Genomic DNA, 15172 nt, shown 5'->3' on the forward strand with positions numbered 1-15172 from the left:
AGCCAGCGACTGGGCCGCCATCGCTGGGTGATCGAACGAACTATCTCCTGGCTGTTCGGCTACCGGCGCCTGTCACCCCGTTACGAGCGTCACCCTTACGCCTACCTGGCCTTTCTCACCCTCGTTGCAGCCATGACCTGCCATAGGCGACATCTCAAACTCACCATGTAGGACACGGTCTTAGACCTGACACTTCCCTGCGCATCGGTCGCCGACGACGCCGTCGGCTCTGTTTTCCGTGCTCTCCGTCAGGTCTTCAGAGAGATCATGTCTTCACATCCTCATATCGTGCTGCCCTGGGTGGTGCGGCGCACCTGCCTGCCCCTGCTCGCCCTCCGGTGCGTGGCCTGCCCTTCCGGCCGCGCCACCATCGGCAACGGCAGGTTCCGCGTCAACGCCAACGGCAAACTTCTCGACGTCTGGCTCCTGGTCAACTGCGTTTCCTGTGGCCGGACCAGCAAGCTCACCGTCCACGATCGCGTCCCGGTCCGCTCACTGCCCGCCGGCCTTCTGGCCGGTTACTCGGCCAACTCGCCTTCCCTCGTCGTGGATACCCTTCTCGACCCGTTGGTCGCCCGGCGCAACCGGTTCGCGCTCGACTGGGACGGGTGCTGGGAACTCCACGCACCTCCCGTTCCCGAGAATCCGTGGCCCCTTCAGATCACGGCCACCTTCGACGACCCCGTGCCGGTCCGTCCCGAATGGCTCATCGCTCATGGATTAGGCATCAGCCGTAATGAGATCGCTCACAGAGTCAAGATCGATATCCCGCTGAACCGCAGGACGGGACTGGATTTCTCATTCGTCCTGGTGCGGCCGGTTCAGTAGGTCCAGGTATCGGTACGACGCTCTCCGCCAAGGCGGAACACGGTTGTGCCGTGTTCCGCCTTGGTCAGCCCGCTGCCGGCTCGGCGAGCCGGGCTTCCAGGTCGGCGATCATCCGGGTCAGCAGGCTGGTGTTCGCCTACCGGATCACCTGCGGGCCGACCTTGTCGATGCCGAGGACCGGGGTGCCGTCAAGAGCCGTGTCACCAGGTACACGCGGAGGGGTCTGGCACTCCTACTACTACGACGACACGGTCGTCAGCGAGGCGGGCGGCCCCGACGTCGACCACCTTGTATCTGCCCGCCACGCAGATGTGATCGGAAGCTCCTGGCCGAGGCGTGAGCGACATGTCGCGGCAAGGGCAGACATCAAGGGGCTCCTACCGTCGTCAGGTGCTGTGCTCATCAGCTCTCCCACAGGGCCTGGTAGCGCTGAGCGCTGGGTGGTTCGCCGGGCAGCGGGCCGGTGTTGTGGGCTTTCAAGCCGTCCAGGGCGATGGCCAGCAGCCGGGAGCGGATCTCTTTCTCACCGTGCCCGGGCGGGGGTGGGGCTGTGCGGCTGAACTGGCCGATGAGCAGGGAGATGTCCATGGTGGACACGTCCGTGCGAAGCACTCCTGCGCGGTGGGCGCGGGCGATGAGTTCGTCGGCCAGGTGCTGGGCTCGCTGGTTGGCCTGCCGCATCTCGGGCGTGACGTCGATGGCGCCGGCCAGCGGGGCCAGGACGCCGAAGCCGAAGGCCACGCACTGCTGGATGTAGTGGGCCAGTCCCCGCCAGGGGTCCTCGTGGGCCAGGCCGTCCTGGGCAGCGGTCGCGACGCGTTCCATCGAGTCGACGCACAAACGTTGGAGGAGCTCTTCCTTGGTGCGGTAGCGGCGGTACAGGCTGCCCATACCCACGCCTGCGCGCTCGGCGACGGCCGCGACGGGCGCGTCGAATCCCTGAGTGGTGAACACGTGGCGGGCAGCCTCGATGAGCGCCTGGTCGTTGCGGGCCGCCAACGCCTGAGGCCCTCGCTTGCGCGGTGTCACGGGGTCGGACATGGATGCAGGATACCGCTTGCGGAGCGTTCCACTCCGAGTTAAATTACCCGGAGCAAAACGCTCCGAATAAGAGGCGGTTGTCCCACCATGTCTACTTCCCGTGTTGTTCTCGTCACCGGCGCCACCGGCAACCAGGGCGGAGCCACCGCCCGCCAACTGCTTGCCCGCGGCTGGGCGGTCCGTGCGCTGGTGCGTGATCCCGGAAAGCCCGCCGCCCAGGCACTGCGCGACCAAGGCGCCGAGCTGGTCCGCGGCGATCTCGACGACCCCGCCTCCGTGCGCGAAGCGATGCGCGACGTGTACGGCGTCTTCAGCGTCCAGGCGCTGGCCTACGAGCCCGAGACCCTCGCCGCCGAGGTCCGCCAGGGCAAGGCCGTGGCCGACATCGCCCGTGACAGCGGCATCGCCCACCTGGTCTACAGCTCCGTCGGCGGCGCCGAACGCCGCACCGGCATCGACCACTTCGAAAGCAAGGCCGAGATCGAGCGGCACATTCTGGCGCTGGGCGTACCGGCCACCATCCTGCGGCCGGTGTTCTTCATGAACAACCTGCTGCACTACGCCGGCGCCGAAGGCGAGCGGCTCCTGTCCCTGCCGGTCAAGCCGGACAAGCCGATGCAGTTCATCGCCAGCGACGACATCGGAACCTTCGCCGCGGACGCCTTCGACAACCCCGAGCACTTCATCGGCCGACAGATCGAACTCGCCGGCGACGAGCTCACCTTCCCCGAGGTCGCCCAGATCTACGAGCGTGTCACCGCCACCCCGACCAGGTTCGAGGCGCTGCCGATCGACGAGCGCATGTTCGAGTGGTTCGCCGAAGAGGGCTACCAGGCCGACATCCCGGCCCTGCGCCGACAGCACCCAAAATTGCTGACTTTCGAGCAGTTCCTGACCCAGCGACTGTGCCCGGGCCGGCCCTGACCCTTCCCGCCTCGGCCCGGTCCACACCCGGCGACGCGGCGACACTCCGGCCGACCCCTCCGCCGCCCTCTGCATATCTGCGCGTACTTGCCTTCGCACATTCGCCGGTACGCCGACACGAGGCCACGATGGCGGTGTTGGAGCCGGTGGTCGCCCTTCTGCAGGATCTCCCCGATCAGGACCGGCGAGCCCTCGTTCGAGCTGATCAATCAGTGCGCGCGGGGGGAAACCGCCCCTGACCGGCATCTGACGGCCTGGGAAACGCCCGAAACCCGGGGTCTCCCGGTCTGAGGCGTGGGCGTTTGGGAACACCGTTCGAGCGAGGTCCAGACGCCTGCGCCTCCATGACCCGGTCCCCCTCCAGCAGCTGGAACGGGTCGGCTGCCATCCGGCTACCGTTGATCCGCATGACGCACACCGAGATCGAGATCACCGCGGAGTTGGTGCGGGATCTGCTGCGCGACCAACACCCCGACCTGGCCGATTACCCTCTGCGGCTCGGCGCGCGTGGCTGGGACAACCAGCTGTGGCGGCTCGGCGACGACCTCGCCGTCCGGCTGCCCTGGGCGACGGAGTCTGCGGACGCGCTGCTGCGCAAGGAGCACACCTGGCTGCCCGCCCTCGCCCCACGCCTTCCTCTGCCGGTTCCCGTCCCACAGCGCCTCGGCGAGCCCTCCGCACGGTTTCCGCGACCCTGGACCGTCACCACCTGGGTGCCGGGCGCGCCGGCCGACCTTGCCCCCGTCACACGCGCAGCGGAGGCGGCCACCGCCCTGGCCGCCTTCCTGACGGCACTTCACCAACCCGCCCCCGAACAGGCGCCCACCGGCCGGGGCCGCGGAGGGCCGCTGGCCGACCACTCCGAGGGGTTCGCCAACCAGCTCGCCTCGGCCACCGAGCTGGGGCTCATCCCCGACCCCGACGCCGTCCGCGCGGTCTGGGAAGACGCCGCCGCCGCGCCCGACTGGGCAGGCCCGGCGCTATGGCTCCACGGCGACCTGCATCCAGCCAACGTCCTCACCGCGGACGGCACGATCTGCGGCGTGATCGACTTCGGTGACCTCTTCGCGGGCGATCCGGCCTGCGACCTCGCTGCCGCCTGGATCCTGCTGCCGGACGGCACCGCCGACCGCCTCCATGACGCCTACCAGCCGGCCCCGGACGCCGCGACCCTGCGCCGCGCCCGCGGATGGGCGGTGGGACGCGCCCTCAGCGGCGTCCTCATCGGAGACGCCGGCGTCCGCGGCCGCCCAGGCGGCAAGGCCACATGGGGCCCACCCGCCCACGCCGCACTGCGCCGCCTCATCGCAACGGCCCACCGCTGATCAACCGCTTCCCCACGCGCCAGAGGACCGTCGTCCTCGGGGTGGCTGGCCAGCGCGGCGCCGGGCATCACAGGACGCCCCGGTCACCATCCCTAGGCGACGTCAGGCCGGGACATCAGCGGCGACCGTAGATGCAACTCCAGGTTGGGGCTGGTCAGGGGCACGGTGTTCCACGTCGCCACCGCTGTCCCCGCGTCGGCGTCGAGCACCAGCCGGACCCGGCACCGGCGCGAGTGACAGCCGCCGCAGCCGATCGGCGAGGATCTCGTCGTCCCGGGTCCTTCCCGCGTGGTCCAGGCCGGGCAGCAGGCACTCCCATATGGCGTCGAGCATTGCCTGTGCCTGCGTATGGGCGCCGGTCACGGCGACTACGAGATCGTGCGACGGGACGACCACGCATTGCTGGCCGAAGGAGCCGTCACCGTGGTGACCGTGACGCGACATCCAGAACTGGTAGCCGTACCCGCAAAGGTAGTCGGCGTCCCCCGATCCGTCCTCGAACGGCAGGGTATCGATGTGCCGTCTGGTCGCCAGCTCCACCCATTCGCGCGGGACGAGGCGGCGGTCGCCCCAAAGGCCTCCGCGCAGCAGCAGTTCACCGAAAACGGCGACGGCCTCGGTCGTGAGGTGCAGCCCGTGGAATCCGAAGGCGGCACCGCTCGCCACCCGATCCCATTCGGCGTGGTCGACGCCCATCGGCTGGAACAGGCGGTCGTCGAGCAGCTCCGGCAGGCCGCGGCCCGTGACCCGTTCCACCATCCGGGCCAGGACGAAAGCGGTCGCGTTGTCATAGGTGTGCCGAGTTCCCTCAGGCTCGGAGAACGGTACGCGCAGGAAGCCCTTCACCAGATCGTCCGGTTCCAGCTGCCAGGCCTCGGCGAGGCTGTCCATGCTGTGCCCGGCCGTCATGGACAGCAGGTGGTGCACGGTGATGCGGCGTCCCTGCGCGGAGATCTCGGCCGGAACGTGGTCGGGCAGCACGTCCACCACCCGATCGTCCAGCGAAAGCAGCCCGTCGGCGATCGCGAGCCCCACCGCGACCGCGGTGAACGACTTGGTCAGCGAATAGAGCAGATGCGGGCGCCCGGCCGAGTACGGCGCCCACCAGCCTTCGGCCACGACGTGACCGTGGCGTACGACCATGATGGAGTGGAGCTCGACGGACTGTGCTTCGAGCCGGTCCAGCAACGCGGCGATCGAACGGGACGAGACCCCGAAGCCGCCGGTGTCGAGCGCGGTAGCAAGGCCGGCTGAGAACGCATACGGGCACGCTAACAAGGCGGACTGTCCGATTCCTCGGATTTTCCTGCGCGACGAGACGACCACCGTCAAGCCGGGCCGTGAGCCTGAGGTGACGCCGGTGCGCTGCTCAGATCTCCTCGAGCGGTGACGTGGAGCTTGGGGAACGCGTGGTGCAGATGCGATCCGACGGTCCGGGGCGGCAGGAACAGTTTCCCGGCGACCTGGCGGTTGGACAGGCTTTCGGCGGCCAGACGGGCGACCTGGAGTTCCTGCGGGGGCAGGCTTCCGGGCCGCCGCCGTGCCGGCGGGCGTCGGTCCCGCCGGCCGCGCGAAGCTCCCGGCTCGCCTGGTAGGCGAAACCGAGCATGCCGAGACCGTAACGCCACGTGACCCTCCTGCATCGTGTCACCGACGTCAGCGGCAGAGCCGATTCCGGCGGACAACACACCGCTGACGATCATCAATATGACCAGGACGGTTCTGTCACATCTGTCAGTGGCACAACGGTGCCGGATTCCAATCGACAAGGCCGCCTGGCCGCCGTTCAAGCGGGTCATCTCGGGGTGGTTTTCAAGCTGGTGGACCGCCTGGGGCGGCGCGCCCCGGCCGGCCGCCGACTGGCCGCCCGGGTCTCGGGCCTGGCCCCGCCGGGCACCGCCGCCATGGCCGTCCTGCCGGCCGCGGGCCTGGCCCCGCGCTCCGGGGCGGCCCTCTGGCACCGAGGTGCCCGGCAGCATATAGTCATATCCATGACTACTCATATTCATGAGTATTGAGCCGATGGCCCTCAGACACGCGGTGCTGGCGGCGCTGCTCGACGGCGAATACAGCGGATACCAGCTCACCAAGATCTTCGACATCGGCGTCTCCAACTTCTGGTATGCCGCCCCGCAGCAGCTCTACGCCGAGCTGACCAAGCTGGAGGCCGACGGCCTTGTCACGGGCCGGGAGGTGGTCCAGCGGGGCCGCCCCAACAAGCGCGTGTTCAAGGTGACCGAGGCCGGGCTCGGCGAGCTGGCCGCCTTCGCCGCCACACCGGCCAAGCCCCTGCTCATCCGCGACGACCTGGCCGTCAAGGTGCACGCCGTCGACCTGCTCGACCCCGCGCCGGTGATCGAGCAACTGCACGACCGGGCCCGGGAGGCCGCCGCCAAGCTGGAGGTGTTCGAGCAGCTCCTGCTGCGCCTGCGCGGCGAGCTGGACGAGGAGACGTTCCTGCGCCAGGGCGAGCACGTCGGCCCCTACCTATCCTGCCTGGCCGGATGCAGGTTGGAGCGCGAGACCCGCGCCTGGTGCCTGGAGACGGCGCGGACACTCGGCGAGCGCATGGCCCGCGCCGGAAGGGAGACCTCATGACCGCCTACACGCGTTACGTCGCGCTCGGCGACAGCCAGACCGAGGGCCTCGGCGACGGCGACGACGTCAACGGCCACCACGGCTGGGCCGACCGCCTCGCCGAGCACCTGGCCCGCGCCAACCCTGGTCTCCTGTACGCCAACCTCGCGGTCCGCGGCCGGCTCGCGGGCCAGATCCGCTCCGAGCAGCTGGCCCCCGCGCTGGCGCTACGCCCCGACCTGGCCACGGTCATGGCGGGCATGAACGACCTCATCCGCCCCGGCTGCGAGCCCGCCGCCGTGGCGGAGGTGCTGGAGGAGATGTACGCCGCCCTGACCGAGTCGGGCGCGCACGTGGTTACCGTGACTTTTCCGGATATCGGGAAGATCGCCCCGATAGCCCGGCCGCTCCGGCCCAAGGTGCTCGACCTCAACGCCCGCATCCGCGCCGCCGCGGCCCGCCACGGGGTCACGGTGGTGGACACCTTCGCGATGGAGTTCGTCACCGACGCGCGCATGTGGGGCACGGACCGGCTGCACGCGAGCCCGGCGGGCCACGCCCGCATCGCCGCCGCCATGGCCCACTCCCTCGGCCTGCCCGGCAACGACGACACGTGGATGCTGCCCTTCCCGCCCTTGCCCCCGGCGGCGGCGTGGCGGGTGGCGGCGGCCGAGCTGCGCTGGCTCACCACGTTCGCGGGCCCGTGGATCGGCCGCCGCATCCGCGGCCGCTCCTCGGGTGACGGCCGCACGGCCAAGCGGCCGGAGCTCACGCCGTGGACCCAGCCGGCCGCGAGCCCCGGCGCGCCGCAGCCCGCTCCCCCGGCCGGAGCGGCGACGGGCTCAGCGGTGCCGGCGCCCGCAGCGGGTGGACGGCAGGTCGTGCCGCCCGGAGAGGAACTCCCGGAACGGGACCCTGGCCTTGATCACCGGTCGCCGTAACCGCTTTTCGCGGTGCACGGCCCCGGCCATCTTGGCGGTGAGCGCTTGGCGAAGAACCAGTGGGGAGGCGGCCCGCATAAGCTATGAACCCCGGGGCCGATCCGTAAACAGAGGAGCGGCATGTCCGAGCGCGACGCCGCCCGCAACCGGAAGGCCGTCGAAGCCGGCCGGCCCCCTTGGGTCCCGACACCCCACCGCAGAAGCGCGTGCCCGCCCTGCTCGACGCCGTCCTGTGCTTCAAACTCGACAACCGGCCCCTCGCGCCGGCCCTGGAGGAAAGCGGGAGCAGCAGGGCCTCTCACGAACGGACCGGCTGTGCGAGGTCAGCACGCCGTACGTCCAGTGAGGCGTTCCTGCAGGTCGCCGTCCGCAGAACTCCTCTCACAACCTCAGCGTTTTGAGAGGCGATTCTGAGGCGCTCGTGGCCTGCGTGAACGCCCTACTGGATCCGGATCAAAGTCCGCGAAGCGGTGACCGCGCGTGACGATCACCAGCAGGTGAGGAGCACGCGTTTGCGGAGGAGGGCGAAGCCGGCCCGGAAGATCCTGGCCCTGGCGCCGGGTGAGCACGATGGCGAAGGAGCGGACGTGCCTGGCGAGAACGGCCGGTCACAGCCGGGCGGCCCACTCGTCGCCAGTGAGGACGTCAGCGCCTCTGGCCGGGAAGACGCGGTTGATCAGGAAGTCGTGCACGTCCGGTTCCCCGTCGGCGCAGGCGTCGCTGAGCACGGTCAGGCGGTAGTCGCGGTCGGCGGCGTCGTAGAACGTAGCGGCGACCATGGCCCCGGTCGCAACACCGGCCAGCACGATCGAGTCGATGCGCTGGGCGCGCAGGAGCCGATCGAGGTCGGTCCCCGAGAACGCGCTGGCGCGGCGCTTGAGGACGACGGCCTCACCCGGCAACGGCTCGATGCGCGGGTGCACGAGCGTCTCGGGGGATTCTTCGTGGAACAGCGTCCCCGCCCCGTGCAGGGCGTTGATCACCTGGTTTCCCGCTGCCACGTCAAGGCCTGAGACCCGGAGCCCGAACCGTACGAAGATCACCGGGATTCCGGCGGCTCTGGCCGCAGGGAGAACCCTTTCCACGACGGGAACCACCTCGGCGGCGAAGGGGTAGTTGTCCACGATGCCCGCCTGTAGATCGCCGATGATGAGCGCGGTGGTGGTCATACGGATTCCTTGACTGTACGGCGTGCCATCGGCCATCCTCGCGGTCGTATCCTTGGCGCTGTTGTCGATCTAGTACGACGATAGTGGAACAGATTCGCATACGGGGCATCGGCCGCGTCGCAGGCGGCTGGAAACGCGCGCTCCCCACCTGCCAGTGATCGTCACGCACGGTCACGGCTTCACGGACTTCGATCCAGATCCCCCGGACGCCGTCATGGCCAGGCGCGCATCCGCCGATGGCCGGCTCCACGGCGACAAGGTCTGAGACCTTCCAACGCAATGACAGGACCTGGTCGGGATGGGCCTCCCCGTAGGCGGCGACGCCGTGCACCAGCCGGTCGTAGGCGTCGTCGTCCAGCGCTGAGGTGCCGTCGGCGTAGTAGGCCGCGGCGGCGTCGACCGCGAGCCGGACCGCCTCGGCGTAGGCGGTCTCATCGGCGATCATCGTGATGGAGGCGCGTCAGTCATGATCCCATCATGCCGGCCGGCACCGGCATTTCCGGGGCCGCGGAACTCGGTCCGGACTGTGGGAACCGCCCCGCCGACCCGCGGAATCCCGGCGTCGTTGCTCATGTCCGGGACACCATGAGCCAAGTGGGACAGATCCCGTTCTGGGCGGAGGCGGAAGTGGTGCCGGCCCGAAACTTGACCTTTGGTGTGCCAATGTGTCGTGCATGACATCAAAAAGAAGGAAGCCCACCGCCCCGGGCGGATCCAATGGGCGGGGCCGGCCCTGGTACAGGCAGCCGGCGTTTATGAGCGGTCTCGCAATCGCTGTCGTGACAGGCTGTTTCGCGCTGATTTCTGCATATATTCAGACAAGGGGAGGTGACGACGGGCACGCGCCTGAACCGGATGCCCCCAGAGTGGCTCGACTGACATTCAGCGAAAGAAGCATCAAGGACGCCGATCCACGTCCGGCGAAGAAGCTCAGCGGGAGCGGTTCGGTAGAGAACCTCGGCCTCGGGGGAATCTTCCTGGTGGCCGGCGAATCAGAGGAGAACATGACGCATGTTTCTCAGCCGGCCACGGTGTACGGAGGAAAATGGAAGGTGGAGTGGCGCCTCTCGCACCCGCCGGAGCCGCTCATCATGAGAGCCGTGCTGATGTATCCGGCGTTCAACATATGCGTGGACTCCCGGTGCCCGACACCAAGCCTCGCCGAGTTGCGGGAGCGGCTCGTCAAGAAAGGGCTCCGCGCGAAGGAGGCCGCCATTGTCACCACTCCCCCGGGAGAAGGCCATTCATCCGGAACGGCGATTGTCGGACCTGGCAGGAGTGACGATTCCGGGAGCCCGGATTCCAAGACCTCGCCTTCCGAGCCCTCGCCTTCCGAGCCCTCGCCTTCCGAGACTGTGACTCAGAGGACCGAATCTCCCGAGACCGTGACTCCCGAGACCTCGGCCCCGGAGATCGAGGACCCCGAGACGTGACTACCGGCCGCACGGAAGCGCCTGTGCCGCGACGCCGATCTCCGGCCTGGCCGGTGCCGTCCGGTCACGGGCTTCCGGCTCCGCCGTCCGGCGTGGCGATCGGGCCGCGAGGTGATGAGCGGAGCAGTCGCCCGTTGACGCTCGTGTGGGTCGCTTCCCGGTGTTCATCCCGCGGGAAGGTCGGCCACACGCGCCCGTGGCCGACTATCACAGCGGGCCATCGTCACAGATCGGTGGCTATGATCTTCTCGATGTTCCGTTCGGCGAGCGCCGTGATGGTGACGAACGGGTTGACACTGGTGTTGCCGGGGATCAGCGAGCCGTCGATGACGTACAGGCCGGGGTGGCCGGTGAGGCGGCCGTAGCCGTCGGTGGCCCTGTTCAGGACCGCGCCGCCGAGCGGATGGTACGTGAGGTGGTCGCCCCAGATCTTGTAGATGCCGAAGAGGTCGGTCCGGTAGATCGTCCCCTCCTTCGCGTTGATCTTGTCGAAGATCGTCTTGGCCATGTCGATGGACGGCTGCTTCCAGGAGGTCTGCCAGTCCAGGTCGACCCTGCCCGTCGCGGCGTTCCAGGAGAACCGGGCGCGGTTCGGGTTCTTGGTGATCGACAGGTAGAACGAGGCGTAGGTCTCGATCCCGGTGGGCAGCGGCGCGACCTCGGCGAACGCGCCGCCGGCGGCCCAGTTGTCGATGCCGGAGCAGGGAATGGCCGACTGGAGCTTGCCGGTCGGGTCCCACAGGTGGTTGGCACGGCCGCACATGACGTTGCCGTTGTCGCCCCAGCCCTTGCCGACCTCGTCGTTCAGGTTGGGCAGCGCACCGGTGGCCTTCAGCTTGACCAGCAGCTTGCTGGTGCCGACACTGCCGGCGGCGAAGAACACCCGGTCCGCGGTCACGGTCTTGGTGGCCGTGGTGTCACCACTGGTGTTGATCTGGTCGATGACGACCGTGTAGCCGCCGCCGGCCGCCGGGGCGACCGAGGTGACCTTGTGCAGCGGCGAGATGGCGACCCTGCCGGTGGCCCTGGCCCGGGCGAGGTAGGTCTGCTGCAGTGATTTCTTGCCGTGGTTGTTGCCGTAGAGGATCTCCCCGGCCAGCGCCGACTTGGTGACGGTTCCGGCCGCCTCCTGCTCCATGTAGTCCCAGTCGTACACGTCGGGCACGAAGACGAACGGGAAGCCGGAACGCTGGGCGTGCTTGCGGCCTACCCGGGCGTACTGGTAGCAGGCGGCGGAGTCGAACCAGGCCGGGTCGACGGTGCCGACCCCGAGCCCGGCGTTGGCGCGCGGGTAGTAGATGTCGTACATCTCGTCGGCGTTCACCGACGGGAGGACGGCGCCGAAGTTCTCGCGCCTGGGGGTGACCGCCATGCCTCCGTTGACCAGCGAACCGCCTCCGACACCGCGGCCCTGGTAGACCGTGATGCCGCCGAAATCCTCGGCGTCCAGGATCCCGGTGTAGCGGGAGATGTTCCTGTCGATCGGGAAGCCGAGGAAGTAGTTGAGGGGCGCCTTGGTCCTGGTCCGCAGCCAGTAGGACCGGTGGTCCGGCTCCAGTGTGTTGCAGAAGATCTTGCCGTCGGGGCCGGGGGTGTCCCAGGCCATGCCCATCTCGATCATGTGCACGTCGACGCCCGCCTGGGCGAGACGCAGGGCGGCGACGGAGCCGCCGTATCCGGTGCCGATCACCAGGGCCGGGACGTGGGCCCCGGTGGCGATCGGAGCGGTCGCGGAGACGGCCTCCGCGCGGGCCGCGGGGGCGCGGCCCGTGAGGGCCACGACTCCCAGGATGGAGCCGGTTCCGGTGATGAACCCACGGCGTGAGACGCCGGTCGAGCCGGTAACGCCCGAGGTGTTGTCCCTCATGTCGCGTTCCTCACTCTCATTGAAATGAGAACGGGTTCTACATGTTGCTCACACGATCAGTCACCGCACACCCATGAGTGACTTTGTGTTCGATCGCATGCCGGGCGCGCCGGGTCATGGCGCGTCTGTCCGCTTGGCGGAGGGCGATGGGCCGCCGGTCAGCATGCACACGGTGTCGAGGCCCAGCACGTGGTTGAGCCGGCCGAAGGTCAGCCAGGAACCGATGCTCATGCTGAGCTCCACGATCTCGGACTGGCTGTAGTGCGCGGTCATCCGGGTCCAGAACTCGTCGTCGAGGCCGTGATGATCCAGTGCGTACCGCTCGGCGTACTCGGCGGCCAGCCGGGTGCGGTCGTCGAAGGCGTCGGTGGTGCGCCAGTGGGTCACCGCGTCGGCGAAGTCCTCCTCGACCTTCCGCCCGTCCCGTTCGGTCCGCCAGTCGAGGCAGAAGACACACCCGTTGATCTGCGCGATCCGCAGCCGTGCGGCCTCGAACTCACGGAGCCCGAGGGTCGTGTTGGCGTACACCGACAGCGAGAACTTCGAGGCGGCGATCCCGATGCCGGGGACCATCTCGCCCCACACGTACTCGATCGCGTCCTTTCCCTCGGGGATGTCGATGTTCATGGTTGCTTCCTTCCGAGTCTGCCGACTGCGGGGCGCAGCGGGACGTCGAGCGCGTCGTAGAGTCCGGGTCCGGCGTCCACGAGCCAGTCGATGGCGTTCACCAGCCGGCCGACCGCGGTGGCGTTCCCGCCCGCGGACCGGTTGCCGTCCTCGTCGGTGGCCTCGACCGTGACCTCGATGCGCGGGCGGCCCTCGATGATCACCCGGTGCGCCCCGTCACCGTCGGGCGGCGTCGGCCAGTCCGGCGCGCAGGAGGGGTGGATGCGGGTGACGTGCTCGATGACGATGCGAGGTTCGCCCTCGACGATGCCCTGCACCTCGAAGCGGACCGCGCCCTGGGTGCCGGCCTCGAACTCCCCCATCGTCCTGGTGCTCACCGTGGCGTCGAGCGGGCGCCGATCCAGGGTTTCGCGGATCTCGTCGAGTTCGACGCCGAGGGCTCTGGCCATCAGCCGTATCTGCCCGCCCCACACCATGGTCGGGACCGTCGGCGCGGTCATCGGCGGTTCGTAGTCCATCGGCTGGCCCATGCCGACCAGGTAGCGGACCGAGTCGGGCTGGTCGTAGGTGGAGTAGTCGAAGATCTCCTGGCAGCGGATCACCTCTACGGCGGTGCCGAGTCCGCTGATCAGCAGCGGCAGCACGTCGTTGCCCCAGCCGGGGTCGACGCCGGAGACGAACAGCGAGCCGCCGCCCTCCGCGATGGCGGCCAGCACCGGCTCCCGAAGCTCCGGCGGGGCGTTGCGCTGGTCGTAAAGCGCGTACATCGAGGGGGTGACGACCACGGCTCCGGCCCGGATCGCCCGGATGATGTCGGCGAGGGCCTCGTCGGGGCGGATGTCGCCGGAGGCCGCGTACACCACCGCCTGGGGAGCGGTGGCCAGCACCGCGTCGATGTCGTCGGTCGCCGCGATCCCCAGATCGTGGCCGAGCCCGCCCAGATCGCCCGCGTCGCGGCCGACCTTTTCGGGGTTGTGGACGAGCACGGCCGCGAGTTTCAGCGCCGGATGGGCCTCGACGGCACGGATGGCCGCGCGGCCGACGTTGCCGGTGCCCCAGACGATCGTGGACCTCATGGCCGGAGCGTAGCAAGCGCTTGGTTTAGTGTATAGTGCCGCCGCGATCCCGTACGGCCGCTTCCGCACCCCGGCCGGCTCTCGCCCCCCGGACCCGGCCGGGCATCACTCCCCCTCCCCCTCCACCGTGTGACGTGACGGATCCGCGGGCCAGTTCTCCAGCATGACGTGGAGGCCGTCGAGAGCCCGATCCCAGGACCTCTGCACCTCGCGGGAGTGGCGGAATCCGCCGTTGGCCTCCAGGGTGATGTAGCCGTGGAAGGCGCTGCGCAGCAGGCGGCCCGCGTCGGTCAGGTCCGGCTCGACCAGCTTGTACGCGCGCAGCATCGCATGGGTGAGCTCGACGGTGCGGATGTGGACGGTGGACGCGGCCAGGACGGCGGGGTCCAGCTGGACCGCCTGGGTCGCCGCGTAGCGGCCGGGGTGGGCCAGCGCGTAATCCCGGTAGGCGTTGGCGAACGCGACCATGGCCTCCTTCCCGGCCCGGCCCGCGACCCCCGCCGCGATACGGTCGGCGAGCTCGCCCGCGGCCAGCAGCGCGACCCGTTCCCGCAGATCCTGAAGATTCTTGACATGCGAGTACAGGCTCGGGTCCTTGACCCCGAAGATCCGCGCCAGCGCGGACACGGTGATGTTCTCGAACCCGACCGCATCCGCCAGATCCGCGGCCGCCTCCGTCACCCGCTCCGCCGTCAGCCCCGCACGAGCCATCCGTCAACCTTCCCGCTTGCCTAGACCCATTAACCAATTGCTTAACGCACGTAGGGAAGTGTAGCGTTCCACGCCATGAAAGCAGTAAATGAGCAGGAGATCCGTGCGTCGTTCGCCAACTGCTCCAAGGGGGAGGCCAAGCGGCTGGCACTGCCCCGGGATCTGGCCGAGCAGCCCTGGGACGACCTGGACTTCCTGGGATGGCGCGACCCCGGCGCACCGGACCGCGGCTACCTCGTCACCGAGCGCGGCGGCGAGGTCGTCGGCGTGGCGCTACGCCTGTCCGCCCGCCGGCGCGGGCACCTCCACCGCGGCATGTGCTCCCTGTGCCTGACCACGCACCCCGGCAGCGGCGTCTCGCTGATGACCGCCCGGCGAGCGGGTCAGGCCGGCCGCGACAGCAACTCGGTCGGCGTGTACGTGTGCACCGACCTCGCCTGCCCGCTGTACGTGCGGGGCAAGAAGCTCCCGGACCTGGGAGGGCGTCTCGAAGAGACCCTGACGATGGAGGAGCAGATCGATCGCACCAAGGCCAAGTTGTCCGCCTTCCTGGACAAGGTCCTGGCCTGAGCCGGGGCGCCCCGGACGGCCACGGCTCCGGGCCCTGACGGGTGCGCGCAGGAACCTGCCGAAACCGCAGAACGGCATCATGA

The 15172-nt window shown here is 69.2% G+C and carries 16 protein-coding genes and 1 pseudogene; 9 read left to right on the forward strand and 8 right to left on the reverse strand.

Annotated features, from left to right (window positions below; all coding sequences use genetic code 11):
* Window positions 1–171: pseudogene (locus ACZ6R6_RS44430) on the forward strand (IS5/IS1182 family transposase); the annotation flags it as partial.
* Between the two features lie 117 nt (window positions 172–288).
* Window positions 289–828, forward strand: coding sequence for a DUF1062 domain-containing protein (locus ACZ6R6_RS44435; RefSeq protein ID WP_470103044.1), 540 nt, complete (start codon window positions 289–291; stop codon window positions 826–828).
* Window positions 829–1230: 402 nt separating this feature from the next.
* Here the strand turns inward: ACZ6R6_RS44435 and ACZ6R6_RS44440 are convergent, their stop codons facing one another.
* A complete protein-coding gene (locus tag ACZ6R6_RS44440) occupies window positions 1231–1869 on the reverse strand; it encodes a TetR/AcrR family transcriptional regulator (RefSeq protein ID WP_470103046.1) in 639 nt (212 codons plus the stop codon).
* 87 nt (window positions 1870–1956) lie between these two features.
* Between ACZ6R6_RS44440 and ACZ6R6_RS44445 the strand changes: the two genes are divergently transcribed.
* Together ACZ6R6_RS44445 and ACZ6R6_RS44450 are read left to right on the forward strand one after the other, a co-directional pair.
* The gene (locus ACZ6R6_RS44445) at window positions 1957–2793 is read left to right on the forward strand and encodes an NmrA/HSCARG family protein (RefSeq protein ID WP_470103047.1); all 837 of its coding nucleotides are present in this window, start codon (window positions 1957–1959) and stop codon (window positions 2791–2793) included.
* Between the two features lie 407 nt (window positions 2794–3200).
* On the forward strand, window positions 3201–4118 hold the full coding sequence (locus tag ACZ6R6_RS44450; RefSeq protein WP_470103048.1) for an aminoglycoside phosphotransferase family protein: 918 nt from the start codon (window positions 3201–3203) through the stop codon (window positions 4116–4118).
* 102 nt (window positions 4119–4220) lie between these two features.
* On the opposite strand, the gene ACZ6R6_RS44455 is transcribed toward ACZ6R6_RS44450, so the two are convergent.
* Together ACZ6R6_RS44455 and ACZ6R6_RS44460 are read right to left on the reverse strand one after the other, a co-directional pair.
* Window positions 4221–5444 carry a serine hydrolase domain-containing protein gene (locus tag ACZ6R6_RS44455; RefSeq protein ID WP_470103113.1) on the reverse strand — a complete coding sequence of 408 codons (1224 nt, stop codon included), beginning with the start codon at window positions 5442–5444 and terminating at the stop codon, window positions 4221–4223.
* A 2-nt stretch (window positions 5445–5446) separates the two neighbouring features.
* Entirely contained in the window at window positions 5447–5821 is a 375-nt protein-coding gene (locus ACZ6R6_RS44460; protein ID WP_470103115.1) for a helix-turn-helix domain-containing protein, read from the reverse strand.
* Here ACZ6R6_RS44460 and ACZ6R6_RS44465 point away from each other — a divergent pair.
* Genes ACZ6R6_RS44465 through ACZ6R6_RS44475 form a run of 3 tightly spaced genes read left to right on the forward strand, consistent with a single transcriptional unit; the run spans window position 5747 to window position 7636 of the window.
* Complete coding sequence (locus ACZ6R6_RS44465; RefSeq protein WP_470103119.1) at window positions 5747–6136, forward strand: hypothetical protein; 390 nt, start codon at window positions 5747–5749, stop codon at window positions 6134–6136. The two genes, ACZ6R6_RS44460 and ACZ6R6_RS44465, sit on opposite strands and share 75 nt — an antisense overlap.
* 4 nt (window positions 6137–6140) lie before the next feature.
* A complete protein-coding gene (locus ACZ6R6_RS44470; protein ID WP_470103049.1) occupies window positions 6141–6716 on the forward strand; it encodes a PadR family transcriptional regulator in 576 nt (191 codons plus the stop codon).
* On the forward strand, window positions 6713–7636 hold the full coding sequence (locus tag ACZ6R6_RS44475; protein ID WP_470103050.1) for an SGNH/GDSL hydrolase family protein: 924 nt from the start codon (window positions 6713–6715) through the stop codon (window positions 7634–7636). The genes ACZ6R6_RS44470 and ACZ6R6_RS44475 overlap by 4 nt, the downstream gene beginning before the upstream one ends.
* 608 nt (window positions 7637–8244) lie before the next feature.
* On the opposite strand, the gene ACZ6R6_RS44480 is transcribed toward ACZ6R6_RS44475, so the two are convergent.
* Complete coding sequence (locus ACZ6R6_RS44480; protein ID WP_470103052.1) at window positions 8245–8805, reverse strand: cysteine hydrolase family protein; 561 nt, start codon at window positions 8803–8805, stop codon at window positions 8245–8247.
* Window positions 8806–9560: 755 nt separating this feature from the next.
* On the opposite strand from ACZ6R6_RS44480, the gene ACZ6R6_RS44485 reads away from it, so the two are divergent.
* Window positions 9561–10238 (forward strand): hypothetical protein, encoded by a 678-nt coding sequence (locus tag ACZ6R6_RS44485; protein ID WP_470103054.1) that lies wholly within the window; start codon window positions 9561–9563, stop codon window positions 10236–10238.
* 223 nt (window positions 10239–10461) lie between these two features.
* Here ACZ6R6_RS44485 and ACZ6R6_RS44490 read toward each other — a convergent pair whose 3' ends face one another.
* From ACZ6R6_RS44490 to ACZ6R6_RS44505, 4 genes are all read right to left on the reverse strand, one after another.
* A complete protein-coding gene (locus ACZ6R6_RS44490) occupies window positions 10462–12105 on the reverse strand; it encodes a GMC oxidoreductase (protein WP_470103056.1) in 1644 nt (547 codons plus the stop codon).
* Between the two features lie 114 nt (window positions 12106–12219).
* Window positions 12220–12732 (reverse strand): carboxymuconolactone decarboxylase family protein, encoded by a 513-nt coding sequence (locus tag ACZ6R6_RS44495; RefSeq protein WP_470103057.1) that lies wholly within the window; start codon window positions 12730–12732, stop codon window positions 12220–12222.
* A complete protein-coding gene (locus ACZ6R6_RS44500; protein WP_470103059.1) occupies window positions 12729–13808 on the reverse strand; it encodes an NAD(P)H-dependent amine dehydrogenase family protein in 1080 nt (359 codons plus the stop codon). The genes ACZ6R6_RS44495 and ACZ6R6_RS44500 overlap by 4 nt, the downstream gene beginning before the upstream one ends.
* A gap of 105 nt (window positions 13809–13913) precedes the next feature.
* Window positions 13914–14519 (reverse strand): TetR/AcrR family transcriptional regulator, encoded by a 606-nt coding sequence (locus tag ACZ6R6_RS44505; RefSeq protein ID WP_470103061.1) that lies wholly within the window; start codon window positions 14517–14519, stop codon window positions 13914–13916.
* Between the two features lie 75 nt (window positions 14520–14594).
* Here ACZ6R6_RS44505 and ACZ6R6_RS44510 point away from each other — a divergent pair, with 75 nt between their 5' ends.
* Window positions 14595–15089 (forward strand): FBP domain-containing protein, encoded by a 495-nt coding sequence (locus tag ACZ6R6_RS44510; RefSeq protein ID WP_470103062.1) that lies wholly within the window; start codon window positions 14595–14597, stop codon window positions 15087–15089.
* Window positions 15090–15172 lie beyond the last annotated feature (83 nt).

It is taken from the genome of Streptosporangium sp. NPDC048886, assembly GCF_055586905.1.